The organism is Pseudoalteromonas sp. CST2, from assembly GCF_028599385.1.
GTDB lineage: Bacteria > Pseudomonadota > Gammaproteobacteria > Enterobacterales > Alteromonadaceae > Pseudoalteromonas > Pseudoalteromonas atlantica.
On sequence record NZ_JAQREO010000002.1, the window covers coordinates 27,128 to 44,688 of the forward strand.

Sequence of the window (17,561 nt, forward strand, 5' to 3'; positions counted from 1 at the left end):
TTAAAAGCGAGAAAGCCCGTTTTAGAAAGCTTAATTTTTGGAATTATTACTTTTACCTGTCTTTTATACGAGGTTTCTGTAAAATTAATGAGTTAACATTTGTTATTGATTTATAACACCTGTTATTGACGTGATCATTCAACTAAATATAAGCAGGTTATATGATTTTCTATATTGTTGGGTTGAGTACATTGGTTATTATTTTGTGTTTAGCTATTTATGTTATTTATAGCAATATACGCAAAAACCGAGTAAGAAAAACTAAGGAATACAATGTGCTGTTTGATAAAGACACCATTGTAGATGAGCTTATTACTCAACTTACGGATAAAAACCAAGCCCAAGCAGATAAACATAAAAAAATAAAAGGCAAAGAAGAGATCCTTGCAACATTTATAGAATTGCATCGCTCAGGTAGTTTTTGTGCGCATTTAAGCGAGCAAGAAATTATTTACTTTGTTAAGAAAAAACTAAACATGGAGAGTAATGAAAATGGATAGCGATAAAAAAGCGGTTCCAGAAGAAAAGTCACAATCATTTATAGGTCGTTTTGGCCGCCGAAATGTCATTTTAGTAACATCAATAGTGGTTGTGTTGGCTGTTATAGCAACGCTTACTTCACAAGTTATTTCTTGGAACGAAGCTGACGAGCGTTTAGTTCATCAATCGGCGTTTACCGGAAAGTTAACGGTTATTAACCAAGCTGGCCCATACTTAAAAGCATTTGGCACTACATCTGCTTATAAAAAGGTTATATCGATTAACTTTACGGGTGACGAAAACGCGACTGCGAGTGCAATTGTACCTCTTATTCCAATACGCTTTTTGGATACAACAACCGGTGGTGCACGTGGTGTATCGCGCTTTAGGTTGCCAGGCAATGTACCAGCCACTGAAAAAGGTGAATTACGTGGATTACTAAAAATACACGAAGAGTTTGGTTCGCAAGATACGCTTATATCTAATTTACTTATGCGTGCTACTACAGAAAACGTTAAAGCGTCGGCGCGTATGATGTCGGTTGAGCAGCATTATTCTGGTGGAAACGGGCAACTTAGCCAAGACTTCTCTGATCAACTTACTAATGGTATTTTTGTTACTGAGCAAATAATCAGCAGCGGTGAGCGGGATAAAAGCGATGAACTAGGTAGCTTAAGTAAACAGCAGCGTGTAACGGTAAATATTAAATCTGATAAAGAGGGTAAACCGCTGCGTAATGCGCCGATTTTAGGTGCGTATGGTATTACTGTTGTAGATGCAAGTATTATTGATATTGACTACGAAAGTAAAGTAAACGCGCGCTTAGAAGCGCAAAAGCAAGCGGCTGCAGATGAAGCCTTGGCACGTCAAAATCTTAAAAAAGCAGAGCAACAAGCGCGTACAGAAGTTGCCTTAGGCGAACAAGCAATAGCAAAGCAGCGGGCAGAGTCTGAAAAGCTTAAAATTAAAGAGCAAATCGATGCCGAGCGTATTAAAGCGAATGCTATTATTTCTGCGCAGCAACGTGTAGCTGTAAAAGCTGAGTTGGCTAAAGAGCAAGAAGAGATATTAAAGCAACAGCGTTTAGAAGCACTAGGCATGGATGTGTTAGCTGAGGCACGCTTACGTGCTAAATCAGCAGCGCTTGATCCTAAATATGTGTTTGATGAAACATTAAAAGCTGAGGTGAAAATTCAAACTGCTTTATTCAATAGTTTAGGAAAAAGCCGTTTAGTGCCTGAAATTGTAATAGGTGCAGGGCAGGGCGAACAAAGCAATGGTTCTGAATTTATGAGATTATTAGCGGCAGATGCGGCTTTAAGTCTTAAAAAACGTTTAGAAAAAGACCAAAAATAAACAATTAAATATACAAGCAATAGTGAGTTTTTAGTTATAAAGACTCTACACCAATAAAAACGCTGGCTGATATATCAGGCAGCGTTTTTTATTGTGTGTTTTTTGCTATTGTATTATGCAGATAAGCCTATACCAATTCGCAATAATACTTAATTAAGCGAATTGGTATTAGATGCTAGTGAAAACAGTTTTTTTAATTACACAGTAAAAAGAGTGAGTAGTATTTATGGGCTCCAGCAAAAATCAGCTTAATTTAGACTTAGGACAAGAGCATATTACTATCCAACGCCGTTATGAAGCATTAGGCGCAGTTAACGATTTTTTAATTGCGGTGTGGTTTTTAATTGGTAGCTTTTTCTTTTTAAATGAGTCATTAGTTGAAAGCGGTACCTGGCTTTTTATAGCTGGCAGTGCGCAATTAATAATAAAACCTGTATTAAAATTAATGAGTTTAGTTCACGTTAAAAAAGTGTTTCGTTCTAACAATACTCACTAGGCGTTCAGGTATTGTAATTAATAATTTAATGACTATTCACAGCAAAGGTAATGCATTGAAACTACTAAAGTGGACTTTGGGCGCAGTTATAATTTTATTAATAGTGGGTTAACTCATTCCTGAGAAGCTAGTAGTTCCTGTGCAAGGCGCTACAAGTAAGGATTGGAACCACAATACGTTTTGGTATGAGCCGTGGGGGCGCTCGGGTGTGCATAAAGGAATTGATATTTTTGGCGCTAAAAACACCCCTGTGGTTGCTGCAACAAGCGGTATTGTTATTTTTTCAGGTGAACTAAATCGAGGTGGCAAAGTGGTTGCAGTACTTGGTGCAAAATGGCGAGTGCATTATTTTGCACATTTAAATGATTACAATGTAAGTGCAGGGGATGTAGTTAGCATAAGCAGCCAAATTGGCTTACTGGGTGATACCGGTAATGCTGCAGGAAAACAACCCCATGTGCATTATTCTATATTATCGCTTATGCCTATGCCGTGGCTTTTTACAACGCAAAGCCAAGGGTGGAAAAAAATGTTTTTTTTAAACCCACATAAAAAGTTGACTGCTAACTAACTCAGTTTTACTTATAGGTGGGCCTTTACTAATAAACTGCCAATGTAGTTAACTCGCTTGTTTTTGCTGTATTTTTTGAAAGTGAAAGAAACGCTATTTAAAGCAGGCATTAGACTAAAGTCTATAAGTTAGATTTTCTCACTTATTAGGTTTGTTTTTATCGTTTGTCGGGGGGAGAGGATTTATCTAAAGTTAAGTTGTCGGCAACAAGCACGACTAACCAAACAGGAAGATAATCATGAAACGTACACTTTTAAAAACCATCGCTCTTGGCTCATTATTAACTTGCTCAGCTGCTGCAATGGCTGATCAAAGTGACTACAAATTAATGGTTATTGAAGATTCTGTAACAGCTGCACCAGAGTTTGAACAGCCATTTAATAGCTGTGCACTTAATGTAGAATCTAAAAACTACACAGAAGCTGAAGCCATTTGTACACAAGCAATTGCCTTATTAAAAGAAAGCCGTGGCCCACGTTTAAAAGTACGCGAACTTACATCGTTTGCATTAAGTAACCGTGGTGTAGCCCGCATGATGGCCAAAAAAGACACCGCAGGCCTTTCCGATTTATACGAAGCGTATCAAATCTCTAAAAACTCACTGGTATCTCATAATTTAACGCGTGCTAAAGAAGATTTATCGTTATAAATTTATTACTTAACACTTAAAAAGCCCCTGCGAGTTTATAACTCGCGGGGGCTTTTTAGTTTTTATTTTTGAAATTAACCAATGTGAGTTGTTAATTTTTAAGCGGGTTTAACGTGTATCCTCACTTAAATACCTATTTTAATAGGGGGTTTTAAACTTAAAATATGGTAATAACACCATTGCAAGTAAGGTTAACCGAGAATTGCAGGGTTAATTGTTTTTAAAAGCGGGATATTTTACTAATGGCTATGCGTATATAAAATGCTCTAAGGGTATTAAATTTCTTTATATTTGCGTCTATTTTCATTAAAGTACTTAAAATATAGCAAATTCAGTTAACATTAATCTTTGTAAATAAGTTTATGTTTAATGGCATTTAGCTGTTTTGTGCATTTTTCTAATTAAAACTAAAAATAAATAAGTAACTGCACTTTTAATGGAACTGCGTGATTTTAGCGCAGATAAAAGGATTTAAAATGAAACTTACCTTCAATCGCATTGTTGCATCTTTTTTTGCAGCAACTGTAAGCCTCTCTGTAACCGCCGAAGATATAGAGCTATACGTAAACCATAACGTAGAAACCGATGAAAACCCCCGTGTTGTGATTATTTTTGATACCTCCGGAAGTATGGGAAGTAAGCTTCCTTACAACGGACCTAAAAAAATAGATGCAGCTAAAGATGCCATGACCCAACTGGTTAATGATAATAGCGCCATTGACTTTGGTTTAATGCGTTTTAATGGTAACAACGGTGGTTATATTATGGCTGGTTTAGGCTCATCACATGACACTATTTTAGGCCAAATTGAAAAGCTACCTGCTAGCGGAAACACCCCCGTTACAGAAACCTTATGGGAAGCCTACCTTTATATGACAGGCCAAACCGTTTGGTATGGACAAAATACCAATCAACGTGACTTTAGTGTAGAGACCAATGACAACCCTTTAACGCCCCCTGATTATATATCGCCGTTTAGACAGGCATATGGTTCGCAAGAGCGCTGTGATAATTCTATAAATTTAATATTAATGACCGACGGCGACCCTACTCAGGATAATAACCGTAATGACGATATTAAAGATTTATACAAGCAAAAATTTGGTTATAACCCAAGTAAAACAAGTAACAGTTATTTAGCGGTATTAGCGCAAATAATTCATGGTACACAAGACGTTGAAATAGATCTTTACGAAGACACACCGGAAGTAGCAGACACAGGCCGCGTATTTACTATTGGTTTTGGTAGTGGCATGAGTAGCAAAGGTAAAACGCTTCTTGAAAAAACCGCTGAACTAGGTGGTGGCGAGTACCTTCACGCAGATACCTCAGCAGAGCTCTCTGAAGCATTAAATAATACTATTTCTAGAATACGCGAAGTAAACGATAGCTTTTCATCGCCTACGGTTGCCAGTAATAACGTTGACCAAACCCGCAGCCGAGAAGCAATTTATTTTGCTATGTTCTACCCTGAGACCGGGGCTCGTTGGGGCGGAAATTTAAAAAAATTAGTTATGTCGGGCTCTAACATAGTTGACTCTACAGGCCGTGAGGCGATAGGTGACGACGGCTTAATTAAAGAAGACGCTCGCACGTTTTGGCTACCTTCAAATAAACCGGCCGATGGTAATTTAGTCGCACAAGGGGGCGTAAACTACTTACTTTCAAGCTTAGACTCACAAAGCCGCAAACTGTATATAGATTCGCACGGTAGTATTGTTGATTTTACCTTTGATAGAGTTAAAGAAATTTTAAATATAGTGTCAGACGCCATAGGTGGCATCATACCGGGTACTGATATTGCTATCTCGCGCAATGATATTAATTGGGCAAGAGGCATGGATGTAGATAACGAAGATAGCGATAGCTCATCAGTAGATCAGCGTGCCAATATTTTTGGTGATCCTTTGCATTCTAAACCGGTATCTATTGATTATGGTGATGGCAACATACGTATTTTAGTGGGCACTAATGCTGGCTTTTTGCACATGTTTAACGATAAAGGTAACAGCATTGAAGAGGAGTGGGCGTTTATGCCTGCTGAGCTGTTAAAAAACATACCTGCGCTTCGTACAAATCAAGCCAATACTAAAGTGTATGGTATGGATGGGCCTATTAGTGTGTTTTTTAACAATAAAAGTTTAAACAGTGACGGCTTAAATGACGGAGTAATAGATGCCACTAAAGGTGATGAAGTATGGGCATTTGCTGGCATGCGCCGCGGGGGTAAAAACTATTATGCACTTGATATTAGCTCACCAGATAAGCCAAAACAGCTTTGGAGTAAGCCTATTGTAGGCGGCTCAGATGGGTTTGAATACCTAGCTCAAACCTGGTCAAAACCACAAATAGCCTATATTAAAGCGTTTGGAGATGAGCCTTTACTGGTATTTGGTGGCGGATACGATACAAACAAAGACAACGCGATTCGTAGCGAGGATGAATCAGGCACGGGAATTTACATTGTTAAGGCTAAAACTGGCGAAAGAGTATGGGCGTTAACGCCTGAGGATAATAATTTCCAAGGTAAGCACAGTATAGCTGCTGATATAGCAACGCTTGACTCAGATTATGATGGTTACATTGACCGTTTATATGCCACCGATACGGGGGGTAATATTTGGCGTGTGGATATGCCAGGCTCTGACAAAAATAGTTTTTCTCATTACAAATTAGCAGAGCTTGGCAGTTCATTAGCAACCCAAGACCGACGCTTTTTTTACAAGCCACTAGTGGCACGTACTATGTTTAGTAAAGTGAGCAAAACGAGCTATGGCGGTGAAGAAATAACCACACGCTTAGATACGCCTTACGATGCAATCGTGATAGGCAGTGGTAATCGCTCAAATCCGCTTGCAACCAATGAGCAAGATCACCTTTACATGATTCGCGATGAACAAACCGTAACTAAAACCTTCGATTCACAAAATACGGCAGAGCCCATAGTGCCAAGTGATTTAATGCTTATGAATGACGACCCATTTGGCAATGCACTAGATAATGTAGATGAGTTTGTAGAACTTGAAACTGATTTAGCAGGCTTTAAAGGGTGGCGATATGAGCTAAGTAATGGTGAAAAATCATTGGCTGCAGCCACCGTAGTAGGAGGCGTAGCTTATTATACATCGTTTACACCTGCACTAGAGTCTGATAAAAATCAGTGTTCTTTAACTGGAGGCGGTGGTGCAATGTACGCTTTTCATTTGCACTATGGCACAAAAGTGTACGACCAACTTAAATTTACTACCAGCTACGATGTACCCGACACCGCTCAGTTGTATTTTGGTGAAGGCGACTCATGTATAGATGCTAATAATAATGGATTATGTGATGTGCCAACACCTGATGATGGTGACCCAGATGACGGTATCCCAGGTGGTGGTTACGAGTACGAAGAAACAATACCTGTTAGCCAAGTAAGCCAGTTTTATTTAATCGGCCCGAGCCTTACTGGTGAAGGCGCAGTAAACCCTATCAAACCGCCTGAAATTAACGGACCAGGGCTAACTGTTGTTGATGGTAAAGTTAAACTTGTAAATGACAGTGATACATTAGGCTTTGGCTTTAAAACGCAGCAAACCTACATATATAAGCGTGAAGAAAACGATTCTTCATCTGATTAGGTTAGCCTTAGCTCAGGCGTCACAACGCTTTATTATTTACCGCGCATGCCCTTAAAGGCATGCGCTAACTTTTCTAGCTAATACTAAAGAGCCCAAAGCAAACCTTGCTACGTTAAAGTGTTCTGCTGAACAAAGCTCAACAATGAAATTTTTGCCTAAAATTCAACGCGCCTCCTACCTAAAATAAATTACCTAACCAAGCGAATTTGTATTAATAAAAGCCCACATTGCTTTTCGCTAGCCAATGCTTATTCGCAATTATTGTGTTTAAATATTATAAAAAGAGGGTTTATTGTCCCTATATTGAAAATAGACATACGGGTATTAATTGGTTTATGAATTGCTCGTAAATAAACCAATTATTGTGTGAATAAATATTAAATAAGTCACTAAATAGTAAAGCAATATTTGCATAACATGGTTAAAAAAAAGATTTATAAAACTTACCATTTTTAATGGTTGCTAGTGCTTAATTTTGCCGCTATTTTAAGGTTAAGTTGTATTAGATGGAATTAGTATGAGTTTCAAAATGATCTCTTTTTGCTATTGTATTCCCGTACTCTTTTTAAATGGTTGCGATGAGGAAGTGAGTTTATTTAGTAGCAGTAAAACGCCGTCAGTGGCTAAAAACGAAAACGCTAATTTACCGGCTACTGCTATTAAGCAAAAGCACCTTGTTGTAGAAGGCCTAATAGAGGGAATTGTACCAAGTCACTGTAAACGTGGTGAAACAGCGTATATAAATGCAAAAATGCAAAAGGTTATACGCAACCCAACTGCAAAAGTGACTTATACACTAAAGCCCACTGATAATATTTTGTCTGTGTGTGTGGCCAATGATAACTCAGCTATTACTTATCGTTATGGCACTGAGCAAAAAATTGGCCTTGAGTATACGGCCACTGCCGCGCAGCCATTTGGTAGCTACTATCGTCAAATAGGGAAAGTAGGCGAAAGTATTTTGTTTTTTAACAAAGGCAATTACTATTACTACATTATTAATGCTGGTGGTATGGGCAGTGGTGTTTCAGTGAACGTATATAAAAATAAAACGCTTATTGCGGAGTTTTTCTCTGGTAATGAGGCGTATAACGACTTTGTTATTGCCAGTAATTTAGACTTGCCTAAGTCGTTGGCGATAGAGCTTCAACCACATATAAACACAATGCAATGAATGGATTAAGTAAAGCACATTGTAACATTATTGAACAAGGGCAGTGGTTTTCTGGCCGTGATGCACACTTAAAACAGTTTTTACTAAGCCACGCAAAAACTTTAAGCCTTAGCGCGCACCAATCTCTTTTTTTACGAGGTGATAAACACGACGGTATTTATGCTGTATTAAGTGGTGTGGTGCGTATTAGTGGGGTAAGTAATAATGGTAAAGAAGCTGTTTTAAGCTTTGTTGACGCCTCGCTGTGGTTTGGCGAAGTCACTTTATTTGACCGCGGAATGCGCACCCACGATGTTTATGCGCAAACCGATGTAACACTGTGTTTTATTGGGCAACATACACTTGAGCAATTGTTAAAACAATACCCGCATTATTGGCAAGACTTTGGGTTACTCCTTGCCCAAAAATTGCGAGTTATGTTTACTAGCATGGAAGATCACGCACTATTAAGTGCCGAGCAGCGCGTTGCAAAACGCTTACTTATATTGTGCGCGCATTTAGCGCATAGTAATGGCCATACGTTTACTTTGTCTCAGCAACAATTGGCTGATATGACTTACCTTACACGGCAAACCGCCAATCAAATTCTAAAAAAATTAGCAAAGCAGCAACTCATTGAGGTCGGCTATAACAAAGTGACCATTTTAAACCAATCTGCTTTAGAGCTACTTTGTAATCAGTAAATGTCGGTTACCCGACAGAGTGATATTTTAAAAGCCTGATATAGTGTAAAAAATCACAATAAAAGGCACACACATGAAAACTCTACAGCAACAGCTTGGTACATACGGTTTGTACCATCGCTCTAAACGCAATGTTTTAACTCATTTTTTTGGCATTCCGCTTATTGTATTTGCGGTGCTGTGCTTATTAGCGCGTATTCAAATACCCATTGGTAGCCTGCTTATTGATGGCGCGCAGCTTTTTGTTTTTGCAAGCGTGGTGTATTACTTAATGCTGAGCGTGTCACTTGGCTTAATAATGGGTGTACTGTTTACCTTATTGCTTTTAGCAGCCCAGCCAATCGCTGCTATGGCTTTTTGGCCTTGGTTAAGTATTGGTGTGGGCGTGTTTGTATTTGGATGGGTGCTGCAGTTTATTGGCCATTACTATGAGGGTAAAAAGCCTGCGTTTGTAGATGATTTAATTGGCTTAATTATTGGCCCGTTGTATGTAACCGTTGAGTTTTTATTTTTAATGGGGCTTTATAAATCGCTAGAGCATGAAGTTAACGCCATAGCAGGCCCTACCAAAGCATAACGCTAAGCGGCTTAAATATTTAGTTATTCGAGTGTACTAAATAAAGCGTTAACCGCGTTATAAATCATATATATGTCGTTATAAACGTATAAAAATTAACACGATTGCTATTAGCAGCGGATAAAATAATAAAGGCAAATAACCCATGCAATACAACAATAAAACCGTATGGATCACCGGCGCATCATCAGGTATTGGCAAAGAGCTCGCAATACAGTTTGCAGCACTGGGTGCCAAGGTTATTTTATCAGCCAGAAGCGTTGATAAACTTAACGAACTAAAACAAAGCTTACATGGCGATGGCCACATTATTGTGCCTCTTGATTTGTCAGCGCCTGAAGCTGTATTGGCTCAAGTTACTGATTTAATGAGTACATTACCTGCTATCGATATTTTAATTAATAACGGTGGGGTATCGCAGCGCAGCTTATTTTTAGAAAACGAATTTAATGTTTACCGCCAGTTGATGGAAGTTAACTATTTTGGCCTCATTGCACTTACCAAAGCGGTAGCGCCTACTATGGTTGCTAGGCGCAGAGGCTCAATAGTCTCAATTAGTAGCGTTGCGGGTAAAGTAGGCTCTAAATTTAGAACGGGCTATTCAGGCTCTAAATATGCAGTAGTGGGTTTTATGGATTGCCTGCGTGCAGAGCTTGCAGAGCATAATATTCATTGCTTAACTATTTGCCCCGGCTCTATTAAAACCGCCATTGCACATAATTCGTTAAACGAGCAAGGCATAGCACAAAACAAGCCAGAGCACTCAATAGAAAATGGCATGGATGTAAGCCTAGCTGCTAAAAAAATGATCCTCGCAATTTATAATCAAAAAGACGAAGTGATTGTTGGCAAAGGCCTAAGTGGCTGGGCACCGACCATTAAACGGTTTTTTCCTCGCGTATTTAATCGATTAACCGCTAAAACAAACTATCGGTAGCATCGGGCGATTTAGAGATATAAAATGCTGTAAATTCAATCAATTTAGACAAGGATTCTAAATGAAGTATTTATGGCTTGGCCTGTTTTTTATTGTATTAACTTGGTCCGGAATTAACCCAAAAGATCAGTTTACTTGGCTGCTTGAAGTTATCCCCGCAATAATTGGTTTAGTGCTTATGGCAAGCAGCTATAAGCATTTTAAACTCACCCCCATTTTATATGGCTTTATATTAGCGCATTGTATTGTGCTAATGGTTGGCGGGCATTACACCTACGCCGAAGTCCCTTGGTTTGATAACTTATTTGGCAGTGAGCGTAACAACTACGACAAAGTAGGGCACTTTTTTCAAGGGTTTGTGCCTGCATTATTAGCGCGTGAAATATTACTACGTAAAAACGTAGTCAATGGTAAAGGCTGGCTAAATGTGTTTGTTGTATCGATATGTTTAGCGTTTAGTGCTTTTTACGAACTAATAGAGTGGTGGGTTGCAGTGTTAAGCGGTGAAAACGCAGAAGCATTTTTAGGTACGCAAGGGTACGTATGGGATACTCAATCTGATATGGGAATTGCCTTACTTGGGGCTATTTGCTCGATATTGCTGCTTTCTAAAGTACACGATAAACAGTTAAAAAATGTTAAAGATTATTGATTCAAATTTTGTTACTAAAAGACAATAAATTATGACTGTAAATACCCACAATTTCACGATAAGCACAGATAAAAGCAAGCTTAACTTTAACGTTATTTATAACTTTATTGCTAATAGCTATTGGGCTAAAGGAATACCTAAAAGCATTATGCAAAAAGCGATTGATAACTCAATGTGTTTTGGTGTTTACAGCGCTGATAACGAGCAAGTGGGCTTTGCCCGCGTAGTAACCGACAACGCCACCTTTGCCTATTTGGCGGATGTATTTATTACCCCAGATTTGCAAGGTAATGGCTTGAGCAAGTTACTTATTAAAACGATAGTAGAGCACCCTGAGCTGCAAGGGCTCAGGCGCTTTTTATTAGCCACTTCTGATGCCCATGGCCTGTATGCGCAATACGGGTTTAAACCGATAGATAACCCAGCACTGCTAATGCAAATAAATCCTGAAAATGTGTATGAGGGAAATACTAGAGAGGTATAGTAAACGAGGGAAGAGCAATGCCTATGTAAGCAACTTTTTAGCCATTTTATGGACCCCAGTAATCAAAATAATAAGTAGTGCCTTTTTGGATGCTAATTCCCCTCCATCCGCCACACTCAATTCTATGCTCCCCAGGTTTCACTTCTCCTTTAGCGTTCAGACCATATGGCCACTCTTTTTTATCTACGAGTAAAGGCCCACAATTGCCACCATTATTATCTTCAATTACCAAATAGGTTTTACCGTCTAGTGAAGTTTTATATCGGCCTCTAAGCTCGTAGGTAGCGTCATCATCACCGTTTAAAATATGTATGGTAAAAAGAGTTATAACTGCAAGAAGCATTATAAGAAATATTATTAGCAGATACTTTATTAATTTAATCATCCTTGGTGCCTAACGCTTTAATCAGCCGACACGTTAGCGGTCGGCTGGATTGACTTTTTAGCATCTTTCTCTATCAATATTGATGAAGTAACTATGTTTTTGTATTCATAAATGGCTTTTGCTCTTTTCACTAGTCTCTTATCCTCTGACAAGATTGCAGAGCAGTATGCTCCCATTCCAATATGACCAGCATCACTTCTCACATTTTGGATTTTACTAATTTTTCTGCACTTCTTTTCCGCTTGGAATCCCAAAATATCCATAACTGCATTGCATCCAACTATGCCAAGATACACTGGCCATAACTCATAACCTTGATTATCAATGGGATCAAACCCAAAGAATTGATCGCAGTTCATGCCAGAGTCTTCCATTGTTGGAGATATTATCTCCCAAATTTGGGCAATCTGATGTTCTTCAGAGACAGTGCCAATAGTGCCTTTTTTATCACCAAGTGCAGCTCTAGTCTTTTTTATGTCATTTCCGTTCGAAATCATATCGTCAACCATCGAATCAAGTTCAGGTTTGATGGCGCCGATTTTGTTAGGCATTCCTGTTGTGTTATATGGTAAATCTGATGTTAGTAGCAAAACTTGATTCGCTAAATTATCTGAAAGTTCTTTTAAGGGACCCTCATCTCCACCACCGTTCATCCACACTTGAAATGGATCAAAAATGGTTTCATCGAATTCTACGTTCCCTATTGCTTCAATATAGTTCTGATAATTCTCAAATGGAGTAAGATCTTCGATCAATCTTGCTTCACCGGTAATTTTCCAGTTTTCGTCAAGTATAAGGTCCAACATTTTTGCGCCAATCTCATTTAGCACATTTAAATATTTTTCTGGGTCATCAGCTCGCTTGATTTCCGCATAATGTTCCTTCGAATAAACCCATTTCATGTCATCTCTTTTGCTAAGATTTATATGTCCTAACAACTGGAGGCCAATGATATTTTGATCAATGTAGACTAAGGGAATGCTCATAAATCTCCAGGCGGGCTAACGTCCATTTAAGAGGCTAAATTCAGATGGCTAAAATACATGACGTAGTGAATAAAAAGCCCACTGTATTTTGTTCCACTTGAAACTCTTGTTAGCATAAAGTTACTGTAATCTAATAGGTTTATCAACTGCTACTATAGATGCCACATTAAAAGCAGGAATAAACTGATACAGCCAATCAGCGAAATGCTCTGCGAATAAAAAGCTGAGGGATGCGCTAGCTAAAGATGTAATTAAAACAGCTGAAACGGATTGGAACTTATATATTTTTCCGTCACATTGTGCGCGTATTTCATGCCTTGAAGCAAAACGAATTAGCAATGCATAAATGATCAAAATAAAATAGAGGAAAAATAATGCTTCCAAACGCTGACTCCTTTCATGCTAATGCCCCTGTCCATTGGCTAAGCTTGTTTTGGTCCGATGCAACGGCTTTTTTAAAACAGTACAGACACGTTTAATACGAATTTACTTAGCTTTTTTTGCCTCAAGCGCTTCTATTTCACTCCAGATTTTTTCGGCTTCTGCGCTTAACATGGCGCAGCTTTTAATGTCGCCTTTACGCTGTGCTTGCATGCCTTGCTCAAGCTTTGCATCGTACTCTTTACGTAATTTTTTTGTCGGGTCTGATTTAAATAGTGAAAACATGTGGCTCCTTAGTTTTATAAAAGTATTAGCATTACCATACGCTACAAAGAGCTAAATAGTTCTTTTAGCTGAAGGGCGTTTACCTTGTTATATAAAAACAAGGTAAACGCATTATTTGCTATGCTGCGGTTACTAACGGTTTTATTGTTCAGGCTCAAGGCGTTTAATTCCTTGTCCGTCAATGCCTAAGTAAATATAGCCATCACTGCCTTGTGCTAAGCTGCGGACGCGGCCTATTCCTTCTAAAATTTTATATTGCTTTGAAACACCTTTGTTAGATATTTCCAGTGCACTTAAAAACGAAAATTTCATAGACGATAGCAAAAGTTTGCCTTTTAATTGCGGGTACTTATCGCTGCTAACCAATAACATGTCAGAAGGGGCTATGGAGGGGGTCCAATGCAGTACGGGCGATTGCATGCCGTCTTTTTCTTGTATGTCGGTAAACGACGTACCGCTGTAATTAACACCATAACTAACCACAGGCCAGCCATAATTAGCGCCCGCTTTAATTATGTTTAGCTCATCGCCGCCACGTGGGCCGTGCTCATGAGACCATAACGTTTGTGTTGTTTTATCAAACCACATGCCTTGAGGGTTACGGTGTCCGTATGACCATATAGCGTGTTTAGCGCTTTTTTGATTTACAAACGGGTTATCTTTAGGAATACGGCCATCAGTGTGTAAGCGATAAATTTTACCGCCATCACGGGTTAAGTCTTGCGGGTTTTTATCGCGCGAGCCGCGATCGCCAATCGAAAAGTAAACATACCCTTGGTTATCAAACACAATACGGCTTCCGTAGTGCTGGCCTTTTGTGCTGTTATGCTCACCTTTGTATAGTAATTGTGTGTTTAAAAGCTCAGTGCGATCGTCACTAAGCTTGGCGCGCATTAGGGCTGTATTACTGCCACTTTTAGCGCCTTGGGTACTTGAGTAAGTTATGTAAAGCCATTGGCTATCGTCTGGTCCGCTATGTAGGGCTAAATCTAATAAACCGCCTTGCCCATTAGCATCAATTTGTGGCAAACCCGAGAGCTTAGTTAAGTTAGCTGAGTTTTTAGGCAGTAAATAAAGTGTGCCGCTTCGCTCGGTTATAAGTAAATCACCGTTACTTAACGGCTCAATAGCCCAGGGGATAGTTACCCCTTTAGCCACACTGACGGCCTTTACATTGAGCGGTAACACATCAAGGGTTTTGTAATCTACAGCTGCCACTGGCGTTGAAACGAGTACAGCTATAAACGCCGTTGATAATGTTTTAGCAATCGTTTTTGTAGGTATAAACGCAGTCATATCCCTGTCCAATAAATAAGCAAGTAATACCTACATTAGCATGCTGCTGCAGATTTTGCTAAATGTAGCGCTTTAATAAAAACTATATATATTTCAATCATAAAGAGTTTACCCGCAGTGTTGTATGGCTGGTTTTAATATTTTAAACAGCTATTTATTACACCTTAATTGAGGCTTTAGTACAGCACTTTAAATTAGTGAGCTGCGTAAAAACTGTGCTAAAAAAACTGAATATTTACTCTAATACTATTGAAATTAATTTTTTTGGGCGTACACTTGTGCGCTGAAGTTTGAGCGTACACGTGTAAGTTAAAATTCAATATTTAATATCCAAGAGATTAATAGTGATGATTACTAAAGTATTAGACCAATTTTCGAAGTGGTTTTTACACCATCAAAGCTTTGCAGGCTACATTGAGCCCATTATGCAAATGGTTAAGCCTGCGTGGCGTGCTGGTCTTTATAGAGCAAAAATAGAAGAGCTGACGCAGCACAATGGTGATTTTTTAAGTATTACCTTAAAGCCAACTCAGCACTGGCAGACACACATTGCTGGCCAACATATTAGTTTAACGGTAGAAATAAACGGGCGTTTATTAACTCGTGTGTTTACGGTTGCCTCAAGCCCTGAGCAATTTAAAGCTACGGGCTTGGTGCGTTTATTAATTAAAACTAATGAGCAAGGGCGTTTTACAAGCCTTTTAAGCAGTGCTTTACGAGTCGGTGAGTGGTGCAATGTTTCAGCGCCTAGTGGCGACTTTGTTTATAAAAACACCCAGAACAATGCAACGTTTATAGCTGGCGGCTCGGGTATTACACCTATGCTTGCCATGATTAGTGAGCATTTAAAACATACCACACAAAAAGTATCGCTAATTTATTATGCCAAAGCTGCTGCACACCAATGTGTAGAGGAGCTAAGCGCATTAGCAAACCAGTTTTCGCATTTTTCGTTTTTACTGCTCACACGCGAGCAATCAGATGAGATTACTCGCCATGTAAATGTATGGGAAAACCCAGATATATACTGCTGTGGGCCTGCAAACTTTATGAAAACGGTGTGTGACTTTGCTAAAAAACACCATTTAAATTACTACCAAGAGGCATTTGGTTTAACGCTGCCAAGCCAAAATGACGACAGCCTGTTTAACGTGCAGATTAATAGCAGCGCTCATGTCGTAAATGCCAACAACGCATTATTAGCACAGTTTGAAGCAAAACAATTACCGGTTAAACGCGGGTGTGGCATTGGTATTTGCCACCAGTGCCAGTGCATTAAAAAGTCTGGCGTGGTGCGTAATTTAAAAACTGGTGAGTTGAGTGATAACGGCGAGCAGTTAATTCAACTGTGTGTAAGTCAACCTGTTAGCGACTTGGAGTTACAGCTATGAAAAACATAAACTTTGATCAGTTAGCCCACGATTTAGATAGCATAAAAATGGATACGCTAGGCAAAGTAGGGCAACAAGATGCAAACTACATTCGCTCGGTCGTTAAAAAGCAGCGGCTATGTGAGTGGAGTGGCCGTATTTTACTTATGCTGGGCTTTATTCAGCCACTTTTATGGGTTGCGGGTGTACTGTTATTAGCGCTGGCAAAAGTTTTAGACAACATGGAAATTGGCCACAATGTTATGCACGGCCAATACGATTGGATGAACGACAAGCAGCTTAACTCGCAACACTACGAATGGGATATTGCCTGCGACGGGCAAAGTTGGCATCGCGTTCATAACTTTGAGCACCACACCTACACTAATATTATTGGTAAAGACCGCGACTTTGGTTATGGTTTATTACGTTTAAGCAATGATTTTAAATGGCGCTTAAAAAATGTGTGGCAGTTTATTACGTATATTAATTTAAGTGTGCTGTTTCAGTGGGGTGTGTCGTATCACGAACTGGCAGCTGAGCGTGTGTTTATTGGTAAAAAGAAAGAAAACCGCGAAGGGGGTGTATCGCATTCTACCCTAAAACAGCGCTTTTTTAGTAAAGGTGCGCGCCAATTAATAAAAGATTATGTGATATTTCCTTTATTGGCAGGCCCTTTGTTTTTATGGGTATTAGCAGGCAACTTACTGGCAAATTTAATCCGTAATTTATGGACCTCAACCATTATTTTTTGTGGCCACTTTACCGAGGACACCGAAACCTTTAAACAAGAAGACTGCATAAACGAAACCCAAGGGCAGTGGTATTATCGCCAAGTATTGGGCTCGTCTAATATTAAAGGCCCGCATTGGTTTCATGTTTTAACTGGGCATTTAAGTTGCCAAATTGAGCATCACTTATTTCCAGATATGCCGTCCTCTCGCTATCAAGAAGTGGCCCCGCAAGTGCAAGCCGTTATGCAAAAACACGGTATTGATTATCATACAGGTGGTTTTTTTAAACAGTATAGCTCGGTATTAAAACGTATTATTAGGTACTCGTTTAAATAAATAATGTGCCTTTAAAAAGCCGATTAATGAAGATGCATTAATCGGCTTTTTTGTATGTGCTTAACAATATGGCTAATTTATAAACAGCAGTTGCAAAAAATTCTTT

At 39.1% G+C, this 17,561-nt stretch carries 19 protein-coding genes; 14 read left to right on the forward strand and 5 right to left on the reverse strand.

The window, feature by feature from the left end:
* Positions 1–161 precede the first annotated feature (161 nt).
* The 12 genes from PSH41_RS02790 to PSH41_RS02845 all read left to right on the forward strand — a co-directional run bounded on the left by PSH41_RS02790 (position 162) and on the right by PSH41_RS02845 (position 11,682).
* Positions 162–500, forward strand: coding sequence for a hypothetical protein (locus PSH41_RS02790; protein WP_039972209.1), 339 nt, complete (start codon positions 162–164; stop codon positions 498–500).
* Entirely contained in the window at positions 493–1,836 is a 1,344-nt protein-coding gene (locus tag PSH41_RS02795; RefSeq protein ID WP_004587205.1) for an SPFH domain-containing protein, read from the forward strand. The genes PSH41_RS02790 and PSH41_RS02795 overlap by 8 nt, the downstream gene beginning before the upstream one ends.
* A 226-nt stretch (positions 1,837–2,062) precedes the next feature.
* Entirely contained in the window at positions 2,063–2,332 is a 270-nt protein-coding gene (locus PSH41_RS02800) for a YrhK family protein (RefSeq protein WP_004587206.1), read from the forward strand.
* A gap of 115 nt (positions 2,333–2,447) precedes the next feature.
* A complete protein-coding gene (locus tag PSH41_RS02805; RefSeq protein ID WP_273588397.1) occupies positions 2,448–2,903 on the forward strand; it encodes a M23 family metallopeptidase in 456 nt (151 codons plus the stop codon).
* Positions 2,904–3,141: 238 nt separating this feature from the next.
* The gene (locus PSH41_RS02810; protein ID WP_004587208.1) at positions 3,142–3,552 is read left to right on the forward strand and encodes a hypothetical protein; all 411 of its coding nucleotides are present in this window, start codon (positions 3,142–3,144) and stop codon (positions 3,550–3,552) included.
* A 476-nt stretch (positions 3,553–4,028) separates the two neighbouring features.
* Positions 4,029–7,175, forward strand: a complete 3,147-nt coding sequence (locus tag PSH41_RS02815; protein ID WP_273588377.1) for a PilC/PilY family type IV pilus protein — start codon at positions 4,029–4,031, stop codon at positions 7,173–7,175.
* A 517-nt stretch (positions 7,176–7,692) separates the two neighbouring features.
* Positions 7,693–8,349, forward strand: coding sequence for a hypothetical protein (locus tag PSH41_RS02820; protein ID WP_273588376.1), 657 nt, complete (start codon positions 7,693–7,695; stop codon positions 8,347–8,349).
* Positions 8,346–9,032, forward strand: a complete 687-nt coding sequence (locus PSH41_RS02825) for a Crp/Fnr family transcriptional regulator (RefSeq protein ID WP_273588375.1) — start codon at positions 8,346–8,348, stop codon at positions 9,030–9,032. The genes PSH41_RS02820 and PSH41_RS02825 overlap by 4 nt, the downstream gene beginning before the upstream one ends.
* Before the next feature lie 73 nt (positions 9,033–9,105).
* Complete coding sequence (locus tag PSH41_RS02830; RefSeq protein WP_096739468.1) at positions 9,106–9,609, forward strand: Mpo1 family 2-hydroxy fatty acid dioxygenase; 504 nt, start codon at positions 9,106–9,108, stop codon at positions 9,607–9,609.
* Between the two features lie 145 nt (positions 9,610–9,754).
* On the forward strand, positions 9,755–10,546 hold the full coding sequence (locus PSH41_RS02835; RefSeq protein ID WP_273588374.1) for an SDR family oxidoreductase: 792 nt from the start codon (positions 9,755–9,757) through the stop codon (positions 10,544–10,546).
* 61 nt (positions 10,547–10,607) lie between these two features.
* Positions 10,608–11,198 (forward strand): DUF2238 domain-containing protein, encoded by a 591-nt coding sequence (locus PSH41_RS02840; protein WP_004587214.1) that lies wholly within the window; start codon positions 10,608–10,610, stop codon positions 11,196–11,198.
* Between the two features lie 31 nt (positions 11,199–11,229).
* Entirely contained in the window at positions 11,230–11,682 is a 453-nt protein-coding gene (locus PSH41_RS02845; protein WP_273588373.1) for a GNAT family N-acetyltransferase, read from the forward strand.
* A 46-nt stretch (positions 11,683–11,728) separates the two neighbouring features.
* Here PSH41_RS02845 and PSH41_RS02850 read toward each other — a convergent pair whose 3' ends face one another.
* The 5 genes from PSH41_RS02850 to PSH41_RS02870 all read right to left on the reverse strand — a co-directional run bounded on the left by PSH41_RS02850 (position 11,729) and on the right by PSH41_RS02870 (position 15,015).
* Positions 11,729–12,067, reverse strand: a complete 339-nt coding sequence (locus tag PSH41_RS02850; RefSeq protein WP_264389334.1) for a hypothetical protein — start codon at positions 12,065–12,067, stop codon at positions 11,729–11,731.
* A gap of 17 nt (positions 12,068–12,084) precedes the next feature.
* On the reverse strand, positions 12,085–13,053 hold the full coding sequence (locus PSH41_RS02855; protein ID WP_273588372.1) for a hypothetical protein: 969 nt from the start codon (positions 13,051–13,053) through the stop codon (positions 12,085–12,087).
* Positions 13,054–13,173: 120 nt separating this feature from the next.
* Positions 13,174–13,437: a hypothetical protein gene (locus PSH41_RS02860; RefSeq protein WP_273588371.1), complete on the reverse strand. Its 264-nt coding sequence runs from the start codon at positions 13,435–13,437 to the stop codon at positions 13,174–13,176.
* Between the two features lie 102 nt (positions 13,438–13,539).
* Entirely contained in the window at positions 13,540–13,719 is a 180-nt protein-coding gene (locus PSH41_RS02865; protein ID WP_273588370.1) for a DUF6435 family protein, read from the reverse strand.
* 141 nt (positions 13,720–13,860) lie between these two features.
* Complete coding sequence (locus PSH41_RS02870; RefSeq protein ID WP_273588369.1) at positions 13,861–15,015, reverse strand: PQQ-dependent sugar dehydrogenase; 1,155 nt, start codon at positions 15,013–15,015, stop codon at positions 13,861–13,863.
* A gap of 347 nt (positions 15,016–15,362) precedes the next feature.
* Between PSH41_RS02870 and PSH41_RS02875 the strand changes: the two genes are divergently transcribed.
* Together PSH41_RS02875 and PSH41_RS02880 are read left to right on the forward strand one after the other, a co-directional pair.
* Positions 15,363–16,406: a flavin reductase family protein gene (locus PSH41_RS02875; protein WP_273588396.1), complete on the forward strand. Its 1,044-nt coding sequence runs from the start codon at positions 15,363–15,365 to the stop codon at positions 16,404–16,406.
* Positions 16,403–17,455 (forward strand): fatty acid desaturase family protein, encoded by a 1,053-nt coding sequence (locus PSH41_RS02880; protein WP_273588368.1) that lies wholly within the window; start codon positions 16,403–16,405, stop codon positions 17,453–17,455. The genes PSH41_RS02875 and PSH41_RS02880 overlap by 4 nt, the downstream gene beginning before the upstream one ends.
* Positions 17,456–17,561 lie beyond the last annotated feature (106 nt).